Consider the following 15,589-nt stretch of genomic DNA (forward strand, 5'->3'; position numbering starts at 1 on the left):
CCGGGGTACACCACCTCCGTGACCATCGACGAGGCCATGCAGGAGGCCCTGGCGCTCGCCCGGCAGGCGGCCGGGGAGGGGGAGGTCCCGGTCGGCGCGGTGGCCCTCTTCGAGGGCCGGATCGTGGGCCGCGGCCGGAACGCCCGGGAGCGGGCCAACGACCCGACCGCCCACGCCGAGCTCCTGGCGATCCAGGAGGCGGCGCGCGCGCTCGGGAGCTGGCGGCTCACCGGCGTGACCCTCGTCGTCACGCTCGAGCCCTGCGCCATGTGCGCCGGCGCCCTGGTGCTGGCCCGGATCGACCGCCTGGTCTTCGGCGCGAGCGATCCCAAGGCCGGCGCGGTCGGGTCGCTCATGGATCTCACCTCCGATCCGCGGCTCAACCACCGGTTCCCGGTGGAGCGCGGGCTCCGCGGCGAGGAGTGCGGGGCCCTGCTCCGGGCGTTCTTCCAGGAACGGCGCCGCGCGCGGGCGCCCGTGGCGGCCGGGGAGCCGGAGGCCGACTGAAAAAGGAGGGGGAGAGCCGCGAACCCCCTTGGCCGGCCGAGGGAGATCGGTTAGATCGGTCCGCGGAGAGCTGGCCGAGTGGCCGAAGGCGCCTGACTCGAAATCAGGTGTACGGGTAACCGTACCGTGGGTTCGACTCCCACGCTCTCCGTACATCTTGGAGAGGTGACCGAGCGGCTGAAGGTGCACGACTGGAAATCGTGTGTACCGGGAACGGTACCGTGGGTTCAAATCCCACCCTCTCCGCCAAGCTGTACCCGGCAGTCGAGCCGGCTCAGAATCCTCGGGCGACGTGGGCGCTTCCGAACCCCGCCAGGCCCGGAAGGGAGCAACGGTGGGAGGTTCTCCGTGCGCCCGGGGATTGTGAGCCGGCTTTTTATTTGCGCGAAGCGCCTCCTTCCCGAAACGCCTCCGCTGCCCCGGCGGCCTGCGCGAGCGCCACTTCCGTTCCAGGGCTAAAGCTGGTACCTGATTCGGCTTTCCCGAGAGGCCCATGGGTTACCTCGTCCTCGCCCGCAAGTACCGCCCCCAGAGCTTCGGAGAGATGGCCGGCCAGGAGCACGTGGTCCGGACGCTCGCGAACGCGCTCAAGAGCGGTCAGCTCGCCCACGCCTTCCTCTTCACCGGCCCGCGCGGGGTGGGCAAGACCACCAGCGCCCGCCTGGTCGCGAAGGCGCTCAACTGCCAGAAGGGGCCCACGGCCACGCCGTGCGGCGAGTGCCCGCCCTGCGTCGAGATCGCCGAGGGGCGCTGCGTGGACGTGGTGGAGATCGACGCCGCCTCCAACAACGGCGTGGACAACGTCCGCGACATCATCGAGGCGGTGAAGTACCGGCCGGCCCGCGACCGCTACAAGGTCTTCGTGGTCGACGAGGTCCACATGCTCTCGACGGGCGCGTTCAACGCGCTCCTCAAGACGCTGGAGGAGCCGCCCGAGCACGTGAAGTTCGTGCTCGCCACCACCGACGTCCACAAGGTCCCCGAGACCATCGTCTCGCGCTGCCAGCGCTTCGACTTCCGCCGGCTCACCCAGCAGCAGATCGTCGATCAGCTGCGCAAGGTGGCCGAGGCGGAGGGGATGCGCGTCTCCGACGCCGCGCTCGCGCTCGTGGCCCGCGCCGCCGAGGGCGGCATGCGCGACGCGCTCTCCTCGCTCGACCGGGTCCGCGCCGCCTGCGGCGACGACACCTCCGACGCCGCCGTGGCCGAGGCGGTCGGGGCGGTGGACGCGGCGGCGGTGGCCCGGCTCGGCCGCGCCCTCGTCACCCGTGACGGCGCCGCGCTCCTCGCCGAGATTGAGGCCCTCCACGGCCGCGGCCAGGAGATGCGCCGGGTGGCCGAGGAGCTCGCCCGCCACCTGCGCGACGTGGTGGTGGCCCGGCTCGTGCCGCAGGCGCCGCTCGACCTCACCGACCACGAGCGGGCCGAGGTGGTGGCGCAGGGGCAGGCCGCCGAGCCGGCGCAGCTCACCCGCCTCTTCGACATCGCCCAGCGCGCCATCTCCGAGGTGAAGCTCTCCGACCAGCCGCGCCACGCGCTCGAGGTGGCGCTGCTCAAGGCGGCCTACCTCGCCCCCGGGCAGGAGGTGGGCGAGCTCGTCGCCCGGCTCGAGTCGCTCGCCGCGGGCGCGCCCCTCCCGCCGCGCCCGCCCGGCGCCGGTGGCCCCGGCTCCGGCGGGCCGGGGGCGCCGCGCTCCGCCGCGCCGGCGCAGGCCGCCCCGGCGCCCTCGTTCCACTCCCAGCGCGCCGAGGCGCCGGCCCCCGCCGCCCCGGCCCGGGCCGGGGACGCCGCCGCCCCCGCGGGCTTCTCGCCCATCGCGTCCTTCGGGACGCCCGGCTGCGCCGGCGGGGCCGCGCCGGCGGTGGTCGCGCCCGCGGCGCCCGCCGCCCCCGGCCCGTGCGACGACCCCTCCGCCCCGCCGGCCGAGCGCTGGCGCGCCGCGGTCGAGTCGATGGAGCGCCAGAGCCCCTTCGTCGCCCAGGCGCTCAAGCACGCCGCCCTGCTCGGCATCGAGGCCGACGCGATCTCCCTCTCCCTGCCGCGGGGCTCCACCATGGCCGCCGCCGCCGAGCGGAAGCGGCCGGAGGCGGAGGCGTCGCTGTCGCGCTTCTTCGGGCGCGCCATGAAGCTCGTCCTCTCCCTCGGCGACGCGCCGCCGCCCGCCGCGGCGGCCGCCGGCCCGGCGCCGGGCGCGCCGACCTCCATCTTCGCCGCCGAGAAGGCGGAGCGGGCCGCCCTCCACGCGAAGCGCGAGGCAGAGGCCCGCGGCCACCCCAACATCCAGGACGCGGTCCGGATCCTCGACGGCGAGATCCACCGCGTCGACGACCTCTAGGACCAGACCACGGCGGCCCGCCCGGCGGCGCCGCGAGGAGCCCACATGCCCGGAATCGACATCCAGTACCTCATGCGGCAGGCCAAGAAGATGGAGCAGGCCATGGAGCAGGCCCGCGAGAAGCTCGGCGAGCTCTCGGTGGACGCCGAGAGCGGCGGCGGGCTCGTGAAGGTGAAGATGGACGGCCGCCACATGGTCCAGCGGATCGAGCTGGACCCCAAGGCGATCGACCCGAACGACAAGGGGCTGCTCGAGGACCTCATCGCCGCCGCGATCAACGCCGCGTCCGAGAAGGCCAGCGCCGCCGCCAACGAGTCGATGAACAAGGCCACCGGCGGGCTCAAGATGCCGCTGCAGTTCTAGCGCCCATGGCGGTCGCGGATCCCATCGCCCGGCTGGTGAAGGAGCTGGCGCGCCTGCCCGGCATCGGGGAGAAGACCGCCCAGCGGCTGGCCTTCCACATCCTCGAGCAGGGGGCGGAGCGGGCCGGGGCGCTCGCCGAGGCGATCACCGGCGTGGTGCGCGACGTGCGCTGCTGCTCGGTCTGCCAGACGCTCACCGACCGCGACCCCTGCGCCATCTGCGCCGACCCGAAGCGCGACCCGCGCCTCGTCTGCGTGGTGGAGAGCGTGCCGGACCTCGTCGCGGTGGAGCGCACCCACGAGTTCCGGGGGCGCTACCACGTGCTCCACGGGGCGCTCTCGCCGCTCGACGGCGTCGGCCCCTCCGACCTCAAGATCCGCGAGCTCCTCCTGCGGCTCGAGCGGGAGCCGGCCGACGAGGTGGTGGTGGCCACCAACCCCGACGTCGAGGGGGAGGCGACCGCCCTGTACCTGAAGAAGCTGCTCTCGCCGTCGGGCGTGCGGGTGACGCGCATCGCGCAGGGGCTCCCGATGGGCGGCGATCTCGAGTACGCCGACCAGGTGACCCTGGCGCGCGCGCTGAGCGGCCGGCGCGAGCTGTAGCCGGGCCGCCCGGCGCGGCGCGGATGTGGGACGGCCGCCTTCACCGGCGCAGGGTCCGAACGTTGCCCCGGGACGGGTTCCCTGGTACCTCTGGACGCTCCGAGGGGCTCTGGAGCGGCCATGAATTCCGGCTTGGTCATGTACGACGAGGAGTTTCGGGCGATCACCGCCGTCTGCGAGCACCTGTGCCGCGACGCGAACGCCAACGTCGTCTTCCTCGTGGACAAGAACGGCCAGCTCATCACCTCGAGCGGGCACGCCAAGGGCGAGCTCGACACCACCTCCCTCGCCTCGCTCACCGCCGGCAACGTCGCCGCCATGGGCGGGCTCGCCAAGCTCATCGGCGAGCGCGAGTTCCCGACCCAGTTCCACGAGGGCGAGCGCGAGTCGCTCCACATGAGCATCGTCGCTGGCCGGGTGGTGCTGGTGGTGGTCTTCGACGCCCGCAGCTCCCTCGGCCTCGTGCGCCTCCGCGTCAAGAAGGCGAGCGAGGAGATCGGCCGGGTCCTGGAGAAGGTGGCGAAGCGGCAGGCCTCCACGGCCGCCCAGAGCCCCTTCGCCGAGATCACCGACGAGGACATCGACAACCTCTTCAGCGACCGGTCATGAGCTTCATCAACTACAGCTCCCGCGAGATCAACTGCAAGATCGTCTATTACGGCCCGGGCCTCTGCGGGAAGACGACGAACCTCCAGTACGTCTACGCGAAGACCAACCCCGAGTCGAAGGGCAAGATGATCAGTCTCGCCACCGAGACCGAGCGGACCCTGTTCTTCGACTTCCTCCCGCTGGCGCTGGGCGAGATCCGGGGCTTCAAGACCCGGTTCCACCTCTACACGGTGCCGGGCCAGGTCTTCTACGACGCGTCCCGCAAGCTCATCCTCAAGGGCGTGGACGGCGTGGTCTTCGTGGCCGACTCGCAGGAGGAGCGCATCGACGCGAACCTCGAGTCGGTCGAGAACCTGCGCGCCAACCTGGGCGAGCAGGGCTACGACCTCGACAAGCTCCCCTACGTCGTGCAGTACAACAAGCGCGACCTCCCCTCGGCCCTGCCGCTCGAGGAGCTGCGGCGCGAGCTCAACCCGCGCGGCGTGCCGGAGTTCGAGGCGGTCGCGCCGGTCGGGAAGGGCGTCTTCGACACCTTGAAGGCGGTCGCGAAGCTGGTGCTCACCGAGCTGAAGAAGGGCGGCTGAGCCCGCTCTCGAGGTGGTATAAGCCGTCGCCGGCGTCCCGCCGGCCGCTCCCCGGAGGCGATGGTGAACCCGCACCGTACCTGCCGCCTGGCCCTGCTCCTCGCGCTCGCCCTGCCGGCCTCGGCCGCGGAGCCGTCCGGCGAGGCGGCGCCGGCCCTCGGCGACGAGCAGTCCGAGGCCCAGGTCCGCGCGCTGCAGGAGCGGGTCACCGATCTCAAGGACCGGATCTTCCGGACGAAGGCGCGGCTGCAGCACCTGCAGGAGCTGGTGCTCGGCGGCGACGTCTCCGCCGGCGCCAAGGCGGTGCTCGTGCACCGCAACGAGATGGGCTCCTCCTACGTGCTCGAGTCGGCCGCCTTCGCGCTCGACGGCGCCCCGGTGTTCACCCAGGTGGACGCCAACGGCAGCCTCGACCGGCGCGAGGAGTTCGAGGTCTTCAGCGGCCGGGTGGACCCCGGCAAGCACCAGCTCTCGGTGCGGCTCGTGTACCGCGGCCACGGCTCGGGGCTCTTCGACTACCTCGAGGGCTACCGGTTCAAGGTGGAGTCGTCCTACACGTTCGAGGCGCAGGCCGGGAGCGTCAGCCGGGTGAAGCTGACCGGCTACGAGAAGCAGGGCGCGGAGCCGAAGGACCGGCCGGCGCTCCGCTTCGACCTCGCCACCGCGCGCGAGGAGGCTCCGCGCGCCGGGGGCGCAGGGGGCGACGCCCGGTGAGCCCGCGCCGGGCCCCCGCCCGCCTCGCGGCGGCGCTCGCCCTCGCCCTCGTCGCCGCCGCCCCCGCGGCGGCCCGCGCCGGGGCCGTGGAGGAGGTCGAGGCGCGGCTTCGCGCCCTCCAGGACGACGCCGCGAGGCTCGAGTCCGGCGCGGCGCCGGCGGAGGCCGGCCCGGCCGAGCGCGCCCGCCGCGCCCTCGCCGCCGGCCGGGCGCGGCTGGCCGTGAGCGACCACGCTCGCGCCGCGGCCCTGCTGGCCGAGGCGGCCGAGGCGCCCGCGCTCGAGGGGACCGCCGACGGCGCCGAGGCGCTCTGGCTGCTGGCGCAGGCCCTCGACGGCCAGGGCAGCACCGCCGCGGCCGCCCGGGCCTTCGAGCGCGTGGCTGCGCTCCGCGGCCCGCGCGAGCGGGAGGCGCTCCCCCGCGCCGTGGACGCGGCCTTCCGGGCGGGGCGCTACGACCGGGCGGCGGCGCTCGCCGATCGCGCCCGGGCGCTCCTCGGGAAGCTCCCCCCGGACCTCGCCTACACCGCCGCCAAGGCGGCGTTCCGGCGGCGGGACCTCCCGGACGCGGAGCGGCGCCGCCGCGCGCTCGCGGCCCTCGAGGCGGTGCCGGCCCCGCATCACCTCGCCGCCGCGTACCTGCAGGGCGTGCTGCAGCTCGAGGCCGGCGCCCGCGACGCGGCGGTCGCCCGCTTCGAGGGCTGCACCCGGCTCGACGGCAAGGAGCCGCGGCAGCGCGAGCTCCGCGAGCTCTGCCACCTCGCCCTGGCGCGGCTGTACGGCGACGCCGGGCGGACCGCCGAGGCGATCTCGCAGTACCAGCGCGTCTCGCGCGACTCGCCGCGCTTCGACGAGGCGCTCTACGAGCTCGCCTGGACCTGGGTCCGCGCGAAGAAGCACGCGCTCGCGCTCCGGACGGCCGCCCTGCTCGCCGACCTCGCCCCGGAGTCGCCGCTCGCGCCCGAGGCGCTGCTGCTGCAGGGCCGGCTCGAGCTCGAGCTCGGCCACTGGCGCCCGGCGGTGGAGAGCTACGAGCGCGTGGTGAGCCGCTGGGGCCCGGTGCGCGACGAGCTCGAGGCGATCCTGGCCGCCGGCGAGGATCCGCTCCGCTCCTTCAACGAGATCGTGGGCCGGCCGGACGCCGGGCTCGAGGCCGCGGCGGTGCTGCCGCCGCTCGCCCGGCGCTGGGCCGCGGAGGACGGCGGCCTGGAGCGGGCCCTCGGCGTGGTGGGCGCGCTGGAGGAGGGGCGGCGCGACCTCGGCGAGGCGACCGAGCTCTCCGCGCGGCTCGGCGCCGCGCTCTCGGCGGAGGGCGAGGGGACGCCCCGCGCCCGCGAGGCGCTGGCCCGCGCCGACGCGGTGGCGAACGGGCTCCTGCTCGCGCGGGCCGCCCTGGCCCGGGCCGAGGAGGCCGAGCTCGGGCTCGAGGCGGGCGACCGCGCCGAGCTCGCGAGCCTGCGCGCCGCCCGCCAGCCGCTCGAGGGCCGCCTGGCGGCGCTCCCCGCGAGCGCGGCGGCGGCCGACGAGCGGGTCCGGCGGGCCCGCGCCGGGATCGACGCCCTCGACGCCGAGGCGTTCCGGCTCGGGTTCGAGGCGCGCGCCGAGTCGGCCGCCATCGCCGGCACCCGCGGCTGGCTGGAGCGGAGGGCGCCGGCCGCGCGCGACCCCTCCGACCGCGCCGCGGTGGCGGAGGAGCTGCGCCGCCAGCGGGAGATCGTGAGCGGGTACGCCGAGGAGGCCCGGCAGCTGCGGCTCGACCTCGCCCTCGCCGAGGACGCCGCGCGCGCCCAGGCGGCGTCGGCCGGCGACGAGAAGCTCCGGAGCGCCTTCGCCGCGCGGCTCGCGGAGGAGGAGGCCCTCCTCGCCCGCGCCCGCCAGGGCCGCCCGGCCGCGGGCCGGCTCGAGGCCGTGGACGCCGCCCGCGGGCGCGCCGCCGCGCTCGAGGCGGCCACGGCCGCGGCGCGGTCCCGCCTCGCGGCGCAGGCCGCCGCCGGACGGGAGGCGCTGCGGGCCCAGGCCCAGGCGCAGGCGGACGAGCTCGGCCGCGAGCAGGCCGAGCTGGAGCGGCTGCAGGAGGAGGTGCGCCGCGCCGTGGGGCGCGTGACGACGCGCTCCCTGGAGCGGGTCCGCGGACAGTTCCAGCAGCTCGTGCTCGAGGCCGACGTGGGGCTCGTGGACGTCGCCTGGGCGCGCAAGCGCGACCGGGCGGAGAGGATCCAGCAGCTCTCGGCGCAGAAGCAGGCCGAGCTCGACCGCCTCGACGCCGAGGCCCGCGGCGCGCCCGGGAAGGTGGAGCGGTGATCCCGGCCGCGCTCGCCCTCGCCGCCCTCCTCGCCGCCGCGCCGGCGGCCGGCGCCGCGCAGCCGCCGGCGCCCGCGACGCCGGCGACCGGCGCGGCCGCCTCGCCGCGGCCCGGCGCCGGCCCGGTGACCCAGGCCGAGCTCGACGCCGCCGTCGCGGCCGTGAGGCGCGCCGAGGCGGAGCCCGGGCCGTCCCCGGCCGAGCCGCAGGACCCGGCCGCGAAGGCGCGGGCCGAGCGCCGCCGCGCCGTCGCCGAGGGCTACGAGCGGACCCTGCGCGAGCTCGAGCTGCAGGAGCGGAAGGAGCGGCAGGAGGCGATCGCGGAGTTCGAGGAGTTCCTCGCCCGCCACCCCTCCGACCCGGCCTTCACGCCGGACGCCATGTTCCGGCTGGCCGAGCTCTACTACGAGGCCTCCAACGACGCCTACGCCCAGGCCGTCGAGCAGTGGCGCGAGGAGAGCCGCCGGCCGGGCGCCGAGGGGCGCGAGCTCCCCGAGCCGCAGAAGGACTTCGCCCGCTCCATCGGGCTCTACCAGCGGCTCATCACCGGCTTCCCCTCCTACCGCTTCAACCACGGCATCCACTACCTGCTCGGCTACTGCCTCGGCGAGATGGGGCAGGGCGAGGAGGCCCAGCGCGTCTACGCCGAGCTCGTGGTCCGCTTCCCGAAGAGCCCCTTCGTCCCCGAGGCCTGGGTCCGGATGGGCGACTGGCACTTCGACGGGACGCGGCGCGACTCGCTCGCCCGCGCCGCCGCCGCCTTCGGACACCTCTACGAGTTCCCGACGCACCCGCTCTACGCCCGGGCGGTCTACAAGCTCGGCTGGACCTTCTACCGGCTCGACGACTACCCGCGCGCGGTGGAGGCCTTCTCGAGGCTGCTCGACTTCTACGCCGCCGAGGGGCGTAAGGCTGGCAAGCCGGCGGGCGGCGACCTGTGGCCGGAGGCGGTGCAGTACGTCGCCCTCTGCTTCTCCGACGAGAGGTGGGGCGGGGTGGAGCGCGCGCGGGCCTTCTTCGAGAAGCTCGGGGGCCGCCCCTACGAGGCCGAGGTCTACGCCCGGCTGGGCGAGTTCTACTTCGAGGAGACCCGCTACCCGGCTGCCGCCGCGGCCTGGCGCGCCTCCATCGACGAGGACCCGCTCGCGGCCGGCGCCCCCGGCGTCCACACCCGGATCGTGCAGGCCTGGGTGCGCGCCCGCGACCCCGACAAGGAGGTCGCGGAGCGCGAGGCCTGGCTCGCCGCCTGGGACGAGCCGGGCGCGTGGTGGAAGCGCCACGGCAAGGACCCGGCGCTCTCGAAGGAGGTCCGCGACCAGGTCCAGAAGAGCCTGGCGCGGGTCGGCGCCTTCCACCACGGCCGGGCCCAGGCGCTCAAGGCGGCCGGCCGCGGGGCCGACGCGGTGGGCGAGTACCAGCGCGCGGCGCGGGCCTACGGCGACTTCGTGCGCCGGTTCCCGCAGGACCCGAGCGCCTACGAGCTCGCCTACGCCCTCGCCGACTGCCTCTTCGAGGCGGGCGAGCCGGCGCGCGCCGCGAAGGTGTACGCGCAGGTCCGCGACGACCCGTCCGACGCCCGCTTCCGCGCCGACGCCGCCCTCGGCGCGGTCGTCGCCTGGGAGGCGGAGGCGCGGCGGCTCGAGAAGGCCGGGCAGCTCGCGCCGGTGCGCGTGCTCCTCTCCAAGGACCGCAAGGCCGGCGAGGCACCGCGCGCGGCGCCGCTCGCGCCGGCCCGGGCCGCGCTGGTGCGCGAGTCGGACGCGCTGCTCGCGAAGGTGCCCGAGCACCCGAAGGCGCCCGCCATCGCCTACCGCGCCGGCGAGCTCGCCTACGCGCACGACGACTTCCCCGAGGCGCGCCGCCGGCTCGAGGCGGTGGTGGCGCGCTGGCCGCGCGCCGAGGTGGCCGGGTACGCCGCCAACCTCCTCGTCGAGCTCGAGCTCGCCGGCGGCGACTGGGCGGCGGTGGAGGCCACCGCGGCGCGGCTGCAGCAGACCGAGACCGCGCGCGCCGCCCCGGCGCTCGAGCGCAGCCTGCAGAAGTTCAAGCTGGGCGGCCGCTTCAACCGGGCCATGCAGCTCATGGAGCAGAAGCGGCCCGACGAGGCGGCCCAGCTCTTCCTCGCGCTGGTGGCCGAGGACCCGAAGCACGAGCACGCCGACAAGGCGCTCTGGAACGCCGCCGCCTGCTTCGAGCAGGCGCGCCGGTTCGAGTCGGCGCTCCGGCTGCACGAGCGGATCCCGGTGGAGTACCCGGGCTCGTTCTACGCCGACGAGTCGCTCTTCCGCGTCGCCTGGACCGCCGAGAACGCCTACGACTTCGACAAGGCGGTCGCGAACTACCTGCGGCTCGTGGACGAGTACCCGCGCTCGCGGCAGCGCAAGGACGCGCTCTACAACGCGGCCCGCTCGCTCGAGAACCTGCAGCGCTACGACGAGGCGGCGCGCGCCTTCGCGCGCTACGCGGCGCTCTACCCCGACGCCGAGGACGCCGCCCGCACCCAGTTCCACGCCGCCCTCGTCTACGAGAAGACGCGCGAGTGGCGCCGCGAGGTGGAGGCGCTGCAGGCGTTCCAGCGCCGCTTCGCCGGGGGGCGGGAGCACGAGCTCATCGTGCAGTCGCACCTCAAGGTGGCCCTCGCCTGGCGCGCGCTCGGCGAGGAGGCGAAGGCCCGGGAGACGTACGGCGCGGCCGTCGCCGAGTTCGCGCGCCGCAAGCTCGACCCGGCCACCCACCTGCTGGGCGCCGCCGCCGCCGCCGAGGCCCGCTTCCGCCTGGCCGAGCACGAGTTCGAGCGCTGGGACCGGATCGCGCTGCCGGCCACCGCCAACCCGAAGAAGCTGCAGAAGTCGCTCGAGGCCAAGCTCTCGGAGATGAAGCGGCTGGCGCCGCTCTACAACGAGGTGAAGAAGTACCGCCGCCCCGACTGGACCCTGGCCGCCTTCTACCGCCAGGCGTTCCTGCTGGAGCGGCTGGCGCAGACGCTGTACGAGGCCCCGGTCCCGCCGGAGCTGAAGGAGCCGGGCCAGGAGGAGTACCTCGCCGCCTACCAGGATCAGCTGGCGCAGTTCGCCCAGCCGTACGAGGACCAGGCGGTCGCGGTGTACGTGCAGGCCATCCAGGCCGCGCGCGAGCTTCACGTGAAGAACGAGTGGACCCGGCGCATCAGCGAATCGCTGGCCCGCTACCGGCCGAAGGAGTATCCCATCTTGAAGGACGCCAAGGGTCGGATGGTCCCCCAGGACCTCTCGCCGCTGGCGCTGGCCGGAGCCGCTGCGGGGCGCGAGTCGCCTGGCGCGGGTGCCCGAACGAACGAGGAAAGGTGAGGGGCAGATGAACAGGACGTGGAATGCCATCTTCTTGGGAGCGCTGCTGGCCGCGGGGGCGGGGAGCGAGGTCGCCCGGGCCGATGCGCTGAAGAAGTACCAGGCCGATCACGTGGTCCCGCAGAAGCGGGAGATCGACGACGAGGCCGAGCGGGCCGCGGTGGGCGACGCCCAGCTGCACATCGAGCGCGGCAGCCAGATGCGCGACGCCGGCCGCATGGACGAGGCGCGGGCGGAGTGGCGCGTCGGCGGCGAGCAGTTCCAGCACCTCGCCGACCGGTTCCGCTCGTCGGAGTGGCGGCTCACCTACCAGCGCGCGGCGCTCGAGAACTTCTACCGCGCCGGCGAGTGGACGCTGGCGGCCGACGCGGCCGACAAGCTCCGCGCCGACCCGACCGCCAACGACGTCTCCCGCGCCATCGCCTCGCGCTTCGGGGCGGGCGCGCTGCAGCAGGAGGCCTTCGCGCAGATCAAGGCCGGCGGGCTCGAGCCGCTCAAGATCCCGGGCGGCAAGACGGCCCTGAAGCCGCGCCCGCCGCCGACGGTCTGGCGCCGCTTCATCGACCTCGCCGACGTCTACTCGCAGGTCCACGCGAGCGACGCGCAGGTGAAGAACGCGGCCGAGATCGCGGCCAACTTCGAGCTGCTCACCGGCCAGGTGGAGCTCTCGTACCACAACGTCGAGGAGGCCCGGCAGCGGCTCGCCAGGATCATGGACCGGTTCCCCGGCACGCCGGAGTCCGCCGACGCCGCCGCCCTCTACGCCAACAGCTACCTCATGACCGGCGACGACGCCGGCCGGCGCACCGCGCTCGAGAAGGCCCGCCCGGCCATCCACGCCGCCCTGGTGAAGCAGCAGGAGCTGGCGAAGTCCAACCCCGAGGCGGCGCAGCAGGCGGAGCGCATCTCCAAGATGGAGGAGCAGCTCCAGAAGCAGGAGCAGCAGCAGGGCTACGCGGGCGCGGTGGCCATGCTCAACGCCGGCAAGGCGGCCGAGGCGGCCCAGGCCTTCGAGCGCTACGCGGCCGACAACAAGGACGACCCCGACGCCGCCGGCGCGCTCTACAACGCCGGCGTGGCCTGGGACAAGGCCGGCAACCACAAGAGCGCCGCCGCCGTCCGCGAGAAGCTGCTCGCCGACTACCCCGACTCGAAGCTCGCCCCGAAGGCGATGCTGGCGCTCGCGAGCGCCCGGTCGCACGCCAAGGAGCACGGCGCCGCCGCCAAGCTCTACGCCGACTACCTCGCCAAGTACCCGAAGTCGGAGGAGCGGTGCCTCGCCCTGCAGAACCTGGGCGTCGAGACCGACCTCGGCGGGAGCAAGGCGGAGGGGGCGCGGCGCTACCACGACTTCGCGAGCGACCCGAAGTGCGCGGCCGAGGACCCGAACTCGGCGGCCCGGCTGCTCTACCGCGCCGGCGCGCTCTACGCCGAGGCGAAGCAGGACCAGAAGGCCATCGAGGCCTGGAGCCAGCTCTCCTCGCTGAAGGGCGTCACCGACACGGTGGCGAAGTCGCAGGTCGCCGACGCGAAGGCGCAGATCGCCCTCGCCAAGGCGCGCCTCAAGAAGGCCCCCAAGGGGAAGTGATCCCGATGCGGACGCGCGCTCCGGTGCCGGCACTCGCCTCGCGGGCAGGGCTCCTCGCCCTCGCCCTCGCGGCGGCCTGCGCCGGGGCGCAGCGGCCGGGGGCGGACGCCGCGCCGGGCCGGCCGGGCGCCGCGGCGCCTTCCGTGAAGCCCGAGGACGCCGCCCGGGCGCGGCAGCTCCTCGACCGCGGCCTGGCCGCGTCCGCGAAGGGCGACCTCGGCGAGGCCCTCGCCGCCTTCGACCAGGGCTGGCAGGCCGATCCGACGCTCGTCGAGGCCGGCTTCGACGCCGGCGTCGCCGCCGAGCGGCTCGGCAAGCCCGAGCAGGCCGAGCGGAGCTACCGCGCCGTCCTCGCGGCGGCGCCCGGGCACGCCGGCGCGAGCGAGAACCTCACCCGGCTCCGGCTCCGCGCCGGCCGGGCCAAGGAGGCGGAGGCCGACCTGCGCGCCCGGATCGCCGCCCAGCCCGCGGCGCTCGCCTTCCGCGATCAGCTCCTGACCGTGCTCCTCGCCGGCGACCGCCTCGACGAGGCCGAGCAGGAGGCGAAGGCCGTCCTCAAGCAGGACGAGCGCGACATGCGGGCCATGACGACCCTCGGCGCCGTCTACCTCGCGAAGGGGCGGCTCGAGCTCGCGCGCATGGTGGTGGACAACGCCCGCCAGGTGGCGCCCCAGGACCCGGTGGTCTGGAACCGGCTCGCCTTCGTCGAGCTCGCCTCCGGCAGCCGGCCGCAGGCGCTCGAGGCCTTCAGGAAGGCGGCGGCGCTCCGGGAGGACTACGTCGAGGCCCACGTCAACTACGGCAACCTGCTCGTGGAGGCCGAGGACTTCCCCGGGGCCCGCAAGGAGCTCGAGCTCGCGCTCCGCTACGCCCCCGACCTCGCCCCCGCCCACCTCGGGCTCGGGAACGCGCTGCGGGGGCTGAAGGACCTGCCGGCGGCCCGGGCCGAGTACGAGCGCGCGCTCGCGCTCGACCCGTCGATGGTGGAGGCCCACTTCGACCTGGGCGTGCTCTTCCTCGACGTCGAGGACCCGTCCCTCCCGGCCGCGAGCCGCTACGAGCAGGCCATCGCCTCGCTCGACACCTACCGGAAGCAGGGCGGCGAGGAGCCGCGGCTCGCGCAGTACCGCAAGGACGCGCAGGCGCTCCTCGAGAAGGAGAAGAAGCGGCTCGCGCGCGAGGAGAAGGACCGCCTCCGCAAGGTCGCCGAGGCGAAGAAGAAGGAGGAGGCGGCGGCGAAGCAGGCGGCCGCCGCGGCTCCCCCGGCCCCCGGCGCACCTGCACCCACCGCCGCGGCTCCCCCGGTCGCCGGCGCCCCCGCACCCACCGCCGCGCCCGCGGCAGCACCCCCCGCCCAGCTCGCGAAATGACCACCTTCCGCTCGCTTGTACGGCTACTCGCCACCGTGCTAACCATCTGGGCTGGTCCCGTTCGGGCCGAGCCGCCCAGCAAGAAGCCGGCGCCGAAGAAGGTGCTCCGGCTCGAGGAGATGAAGGTCGAGGGTCGGATCCGGAAGCCGCAGGCGATGTTCCTGATGCCCCGGGCCAACCTGAGCGTGGGGGAGCTCGACCGGAGCCCGTCGTTCGTGTCGAAGGTGGCCCGGGCGGCCGAGAAGGACCCCTTCTAGGAGCGGGAACTGCCGATGGCGAAGTCGAACCAGGCCCACAGCCCATCGCCGGTCCCCGCGAGCGGCCTCCCCGCGGTGCCGCACGGCCACCGCTTCCGCAGCCTCGACCGGGCCTTCCTCGTCATCCTGCTCTGCTCGCTCGCGAGCCACGTCGGCGCCTACGCGGCGCTGGCGCGCACGCCGCCGCGCGAGGAGGTGACGCTGGAGCAGATCCCCGACCGCTTCGCCCGCATCCTCATCCCCGAGAAGGCGCCGGAGCAGCCGCCCGAGGCCAAGGTCGAGGAGAAGCGGCCGGAGGTCGCCGAGAAGAAGGCGGAGGAGAAGCCGAAGGAGGAGGCGCCGGCGCCGGAGGATCCGCCCGAGGTGGTGGCCGAGAAGAAGGCCCGCCACGCCGCCGAGGTGACGAAGGCGGTCCAGTCGAAGGGCATCCTCAAGGTGCTCGGCGCGCTGGGCGGGGCGGGCGGCGGGCTCGGCGGCGCGGCGGTGAAGGACGTCTTCGGCGAGGGCGGGGCGACCGACGTCGCCGCGGCGCTCGCGGGCGCCGGCGGCGTGGCGGTCGCCTCCGGCGAGGGCGCGGCGGGCGCCGGCGGCCGGCGCGGCGCGGCGGCCAGCACCGGGGCGGCGCGCATCGGCGACCTCGGCACCACCGGCGGCGGCGGCAAGGTGGACTACGGCGCCCGGGCCGAGGCCAAGGTCTCGGGCTCGGTCGGCATGGAGGAGGCCGAGGTGGACTCCCCCGACGTGGACCAGGCCCGGCTCGGCGCCTTCATCCGCGCGCGCATGTCGGCCGTGAAGGCCTGCTACGAGAGCCAGCTCAAGCGCAACCCGGGGCTCCGGGGCAAGATCCGCATCCGCTTCACCATCCTCGAGACCGGCGCCCTCTCCGACGTGCAGGCGGTGGAGAACGGGATCGGCTCGAGCGAGGTCGCGAGCTGCATCGTTGCCACCATGCGGACCTGGCGCACCCAGTTCCACCCGTCGGGCGTGGTGACGGTGGAGCACGGGTTCGTCTTCTCCGCCAACTGATCGCGAGA

13 protein-coding genes, 2 tRNA genes and 1 other RNA gene are annotated in these 15,589 nt (G+C 75.2%); all 16 read left to right on the plus strand.

Translation table 11 applies throughout. The annotated features are described in order from the left end of the window. Window positions 1-36 precede the first annotated feature (36 nt). The 16 genes from tadA (at window position 37) to AMPC_RS18115 (ending at window position 15,581) form a co-directional block, all read left to right on the plus strand. Complete coding sequence (tadA, locus tag AMPC_RS18040) at window positions 37-507, plus strand: tRNA adenosine(34) deaminase TadA (protein ID WP_248346352.1); 471 nt, start codon at window positions 37-39, stop codon at window positions 505-507. Between the two features lie 64 nt (window positions 508-571). Next, window positions 572-658, plus strand: a tRNA-Ser gene (locus tag AMPC_RS18045). A gap of 8 nt (window positions 659-666) precedes the next feature. Then, window positions 667-756: transfer RNA gene (locus AMPC_RS18050), tRNA-Ser, on the plus strand. A gap of 26 nt (window positions 757-782) precedes the next feature. Further along, window positions 783-876: signal recognition particle sRNA small type (ffs, locus tag AMPC_RS18055), an RNA gene on the plus strand. Window positions 877-1,000: 124 nt separating this feature from the next. Beyond that, window positions 1,001-2,842, plus strand: coding sequence for a DNA polymerase III subunit gamma/tau (gene dnaX / locus AMPC_RS18060; RefSeq protein ID WP_248342905.1), 1,842 nt, complete (start codon window positions 1,001-1,003; stop codon window positions 2,840-2,842). A gap of 54 nt (window positions 2,843-2,896) precedes the next feature. Next, window positions 2,897-3,205: a YbaB/EbfC family nucleoid-associated protein gene (locus AMPC_RS18065; protein WP_248346354.1), complete on the plus strand. Its 309-nt coding sequence runs from the start codon at window positions 2,897-2,899 to the stop codon at window positions 3,203-3,205. Window positions 3,206-3,210: 5 nt separating this feature from the next. Beyond that, window positions 3,211-3,807 carry a recombination mediator RecR gene (gene recR / locus AMPC_RS18070; protein WP_248342907.1) on the plus strand — a complete coding sequence of 199 codons (597 nt, stop codon included), beginning with the start codon at window positions 3,211-3,213 and terminating at the stop codon, window positions 3,805-3,807. A gap of 120 nt (window positions 3,808-3,927) precedes the next feature. Continuing rightward, window positions 3,928-4,416 carry a roadblock/LC7 domain-containing protein gene (locus AMPC_RS18075; protein ID WP_248342909.1) on the plus strand — a complete coding sequence of 163 codons (489 nt, stop codon included), beginning with the start codon at window positions 3,928-3,930 and terminating at the stop codon, window positions 4,414-4,416. Beyond that, the gene (locus tag AMPC_RS18080) at window positions 4,413-5,000 is read left to right on the plus strand and encodes a GTP-binding protein (RefSeq protein WP_248342911.1); all 588 of its coding nucleotides are present in this window, start codon (window positions 4,413-4,415) and stop codon (window positions 4,998-5,000) included. Before AMPC_RS18075 ends, AMPC_RS18080 begins: the two co-directional genes overlap by 4 nt. 63 nt (window positions 5,001-5,063) lie before the next feature. Continuing rightward, a complete protein-coding gene (locus AMPC_RS18085) occupies window positions 5,064-5,714 on the plus strand; it encodes a dihydrolipoamide acetyltransferase (RefSeq protein ID WP_248342912.1) in 651 nt (216 codons plus the stop codon). After that, a complete protein-coding gene (locus AMPC_RS18090; protein WP_248342913.1) occupies window positions 5,711-8,014 on the plus strand; it encodes a tetratricopeptide repeat protein in 2,304 nt (767 codons plus the stop codon). The genes AMPC_RS18085 and AMPC_RS18090 overlap by 4 nt, the downstream gene beginning before the upstream one ends. Beyond that, a complete protein-coding gene (locus AMPC_RS18095; RefSeq protein WP_248342914.1) occupies window positions 8,011-11,340 on the plus strand; it encodes a tetratricopeptide repeat protein in 3,330 nt (1,109 codons plus the stop codon). Before AMPC_RS18090 ends, AMPC_RS18095 begins: the two co-directional genes overlap by 4 nt. Window positions 11,341-11,374: 34 nt before the next feature. Further along, window positions 11,375-12,928 (plus strand): tetratricopeptide repeat protein, encoded by a 1,554-nt coding sequence (locus AMPC_RS18100; RefSeq protein ID WP_248342915.1) that lies wholly within the window; start codon window positions 11,375-11,377, stop codon window positions 12,926-12,928. 23 nt (window positions 12,929-12,951) lie between these two features. Beyond that, window positions 12,952-14,298 carry a tetratricopeptide repeat protein gene (locus tag AMPC_RS18105; RefSeq protein ID WP_248342916.1) on the plus strand — a complete coding sequence of 449 codons (1,347 nt, stop codon included), beginning with the start codon at window positions 12,952-12,954 and terminating at the stop codon, window positions 14,296-14,298. 35 nt (window positions 14,299-14,333) lie between these two features. Beyond that, complete coding sequence (locus AMPC_RS18110; protein ID WP_248342917.1) at window positions 14,334-14,555, plus strand: hypothetical protein; 222 nt, start codon at window positions 14,334-14,336, stop codon at window positions 14,553-14,555. 15 nt (window positions 14,556-14,570) lie between these two features. Next, window positions 14,571-15,581 (plus strand): AgmX/PglI C-terminal domain-containing protein, encoded by a 1,011-nt coding sequence (locus AMPC_RS18115; RefSeq protein WP_248342919.1) that lies wholly within the window; start codon window positions 14,571-14,573, stop codon window positions 15,579-15,581. Window positions 15,582-15,589 lie beyond the last annotated feature (8 nt).

The organism is Anaeromyxobacter paludicola, assembly GCF_023169965.1.
Lineage (GTDB): Bacteria > Myxococcota > Myxococcia > Myxococcales > Anaeromyxobacteraceae > Anaeromyxobacter_B > Anaeromyxobacter_B paludicola.

Bases quoted from the DNA above. Each gene is read 5' to 3' on its own strand.
- AMPC_RS18115 (WP_248342919.1), top strand. From the start codon at position 14,571: ATGGCGAAGTCGAACCAGGCCCACAGCCCATCGCCGGTCCCCGCGAGC.
- tadA (WP_248346352.1), top strand. From the start codon at position 37: ATGCAGGAGGCCCTGGCGCTCGCCCGGCAGGCGGCCGGGGAGGGGGAG.
- recR (WP_248342907.1), top strand. From the start codon at position 3,211: ATGGCGGTCGCGGATCCCATCGCCCGGCTGGTGAAGGAGCTGGCGCGC.
- dnaX (WP_248342905.1), top strand. From the start codon at position 1,001: ATGGGTTACCTCGTCCTCGCCCGCAAGTACCGCCCCCAGAGCTTCGGA.
- AMPC_RS18075 (WP_248342909.1), top strand. From the start codon at position 3,928: ATGAATTCCGGCTTGGTCATGTACGACGAGGAGTTTCGGGCGATCACC.
- AMPC_RS18080 (WP_248342911.1), top strand. From the start codon at position 4,413: ATGAGCTTCATCAACTACAGCTCCCGCGAGATCAACTGCAAGATCGTC.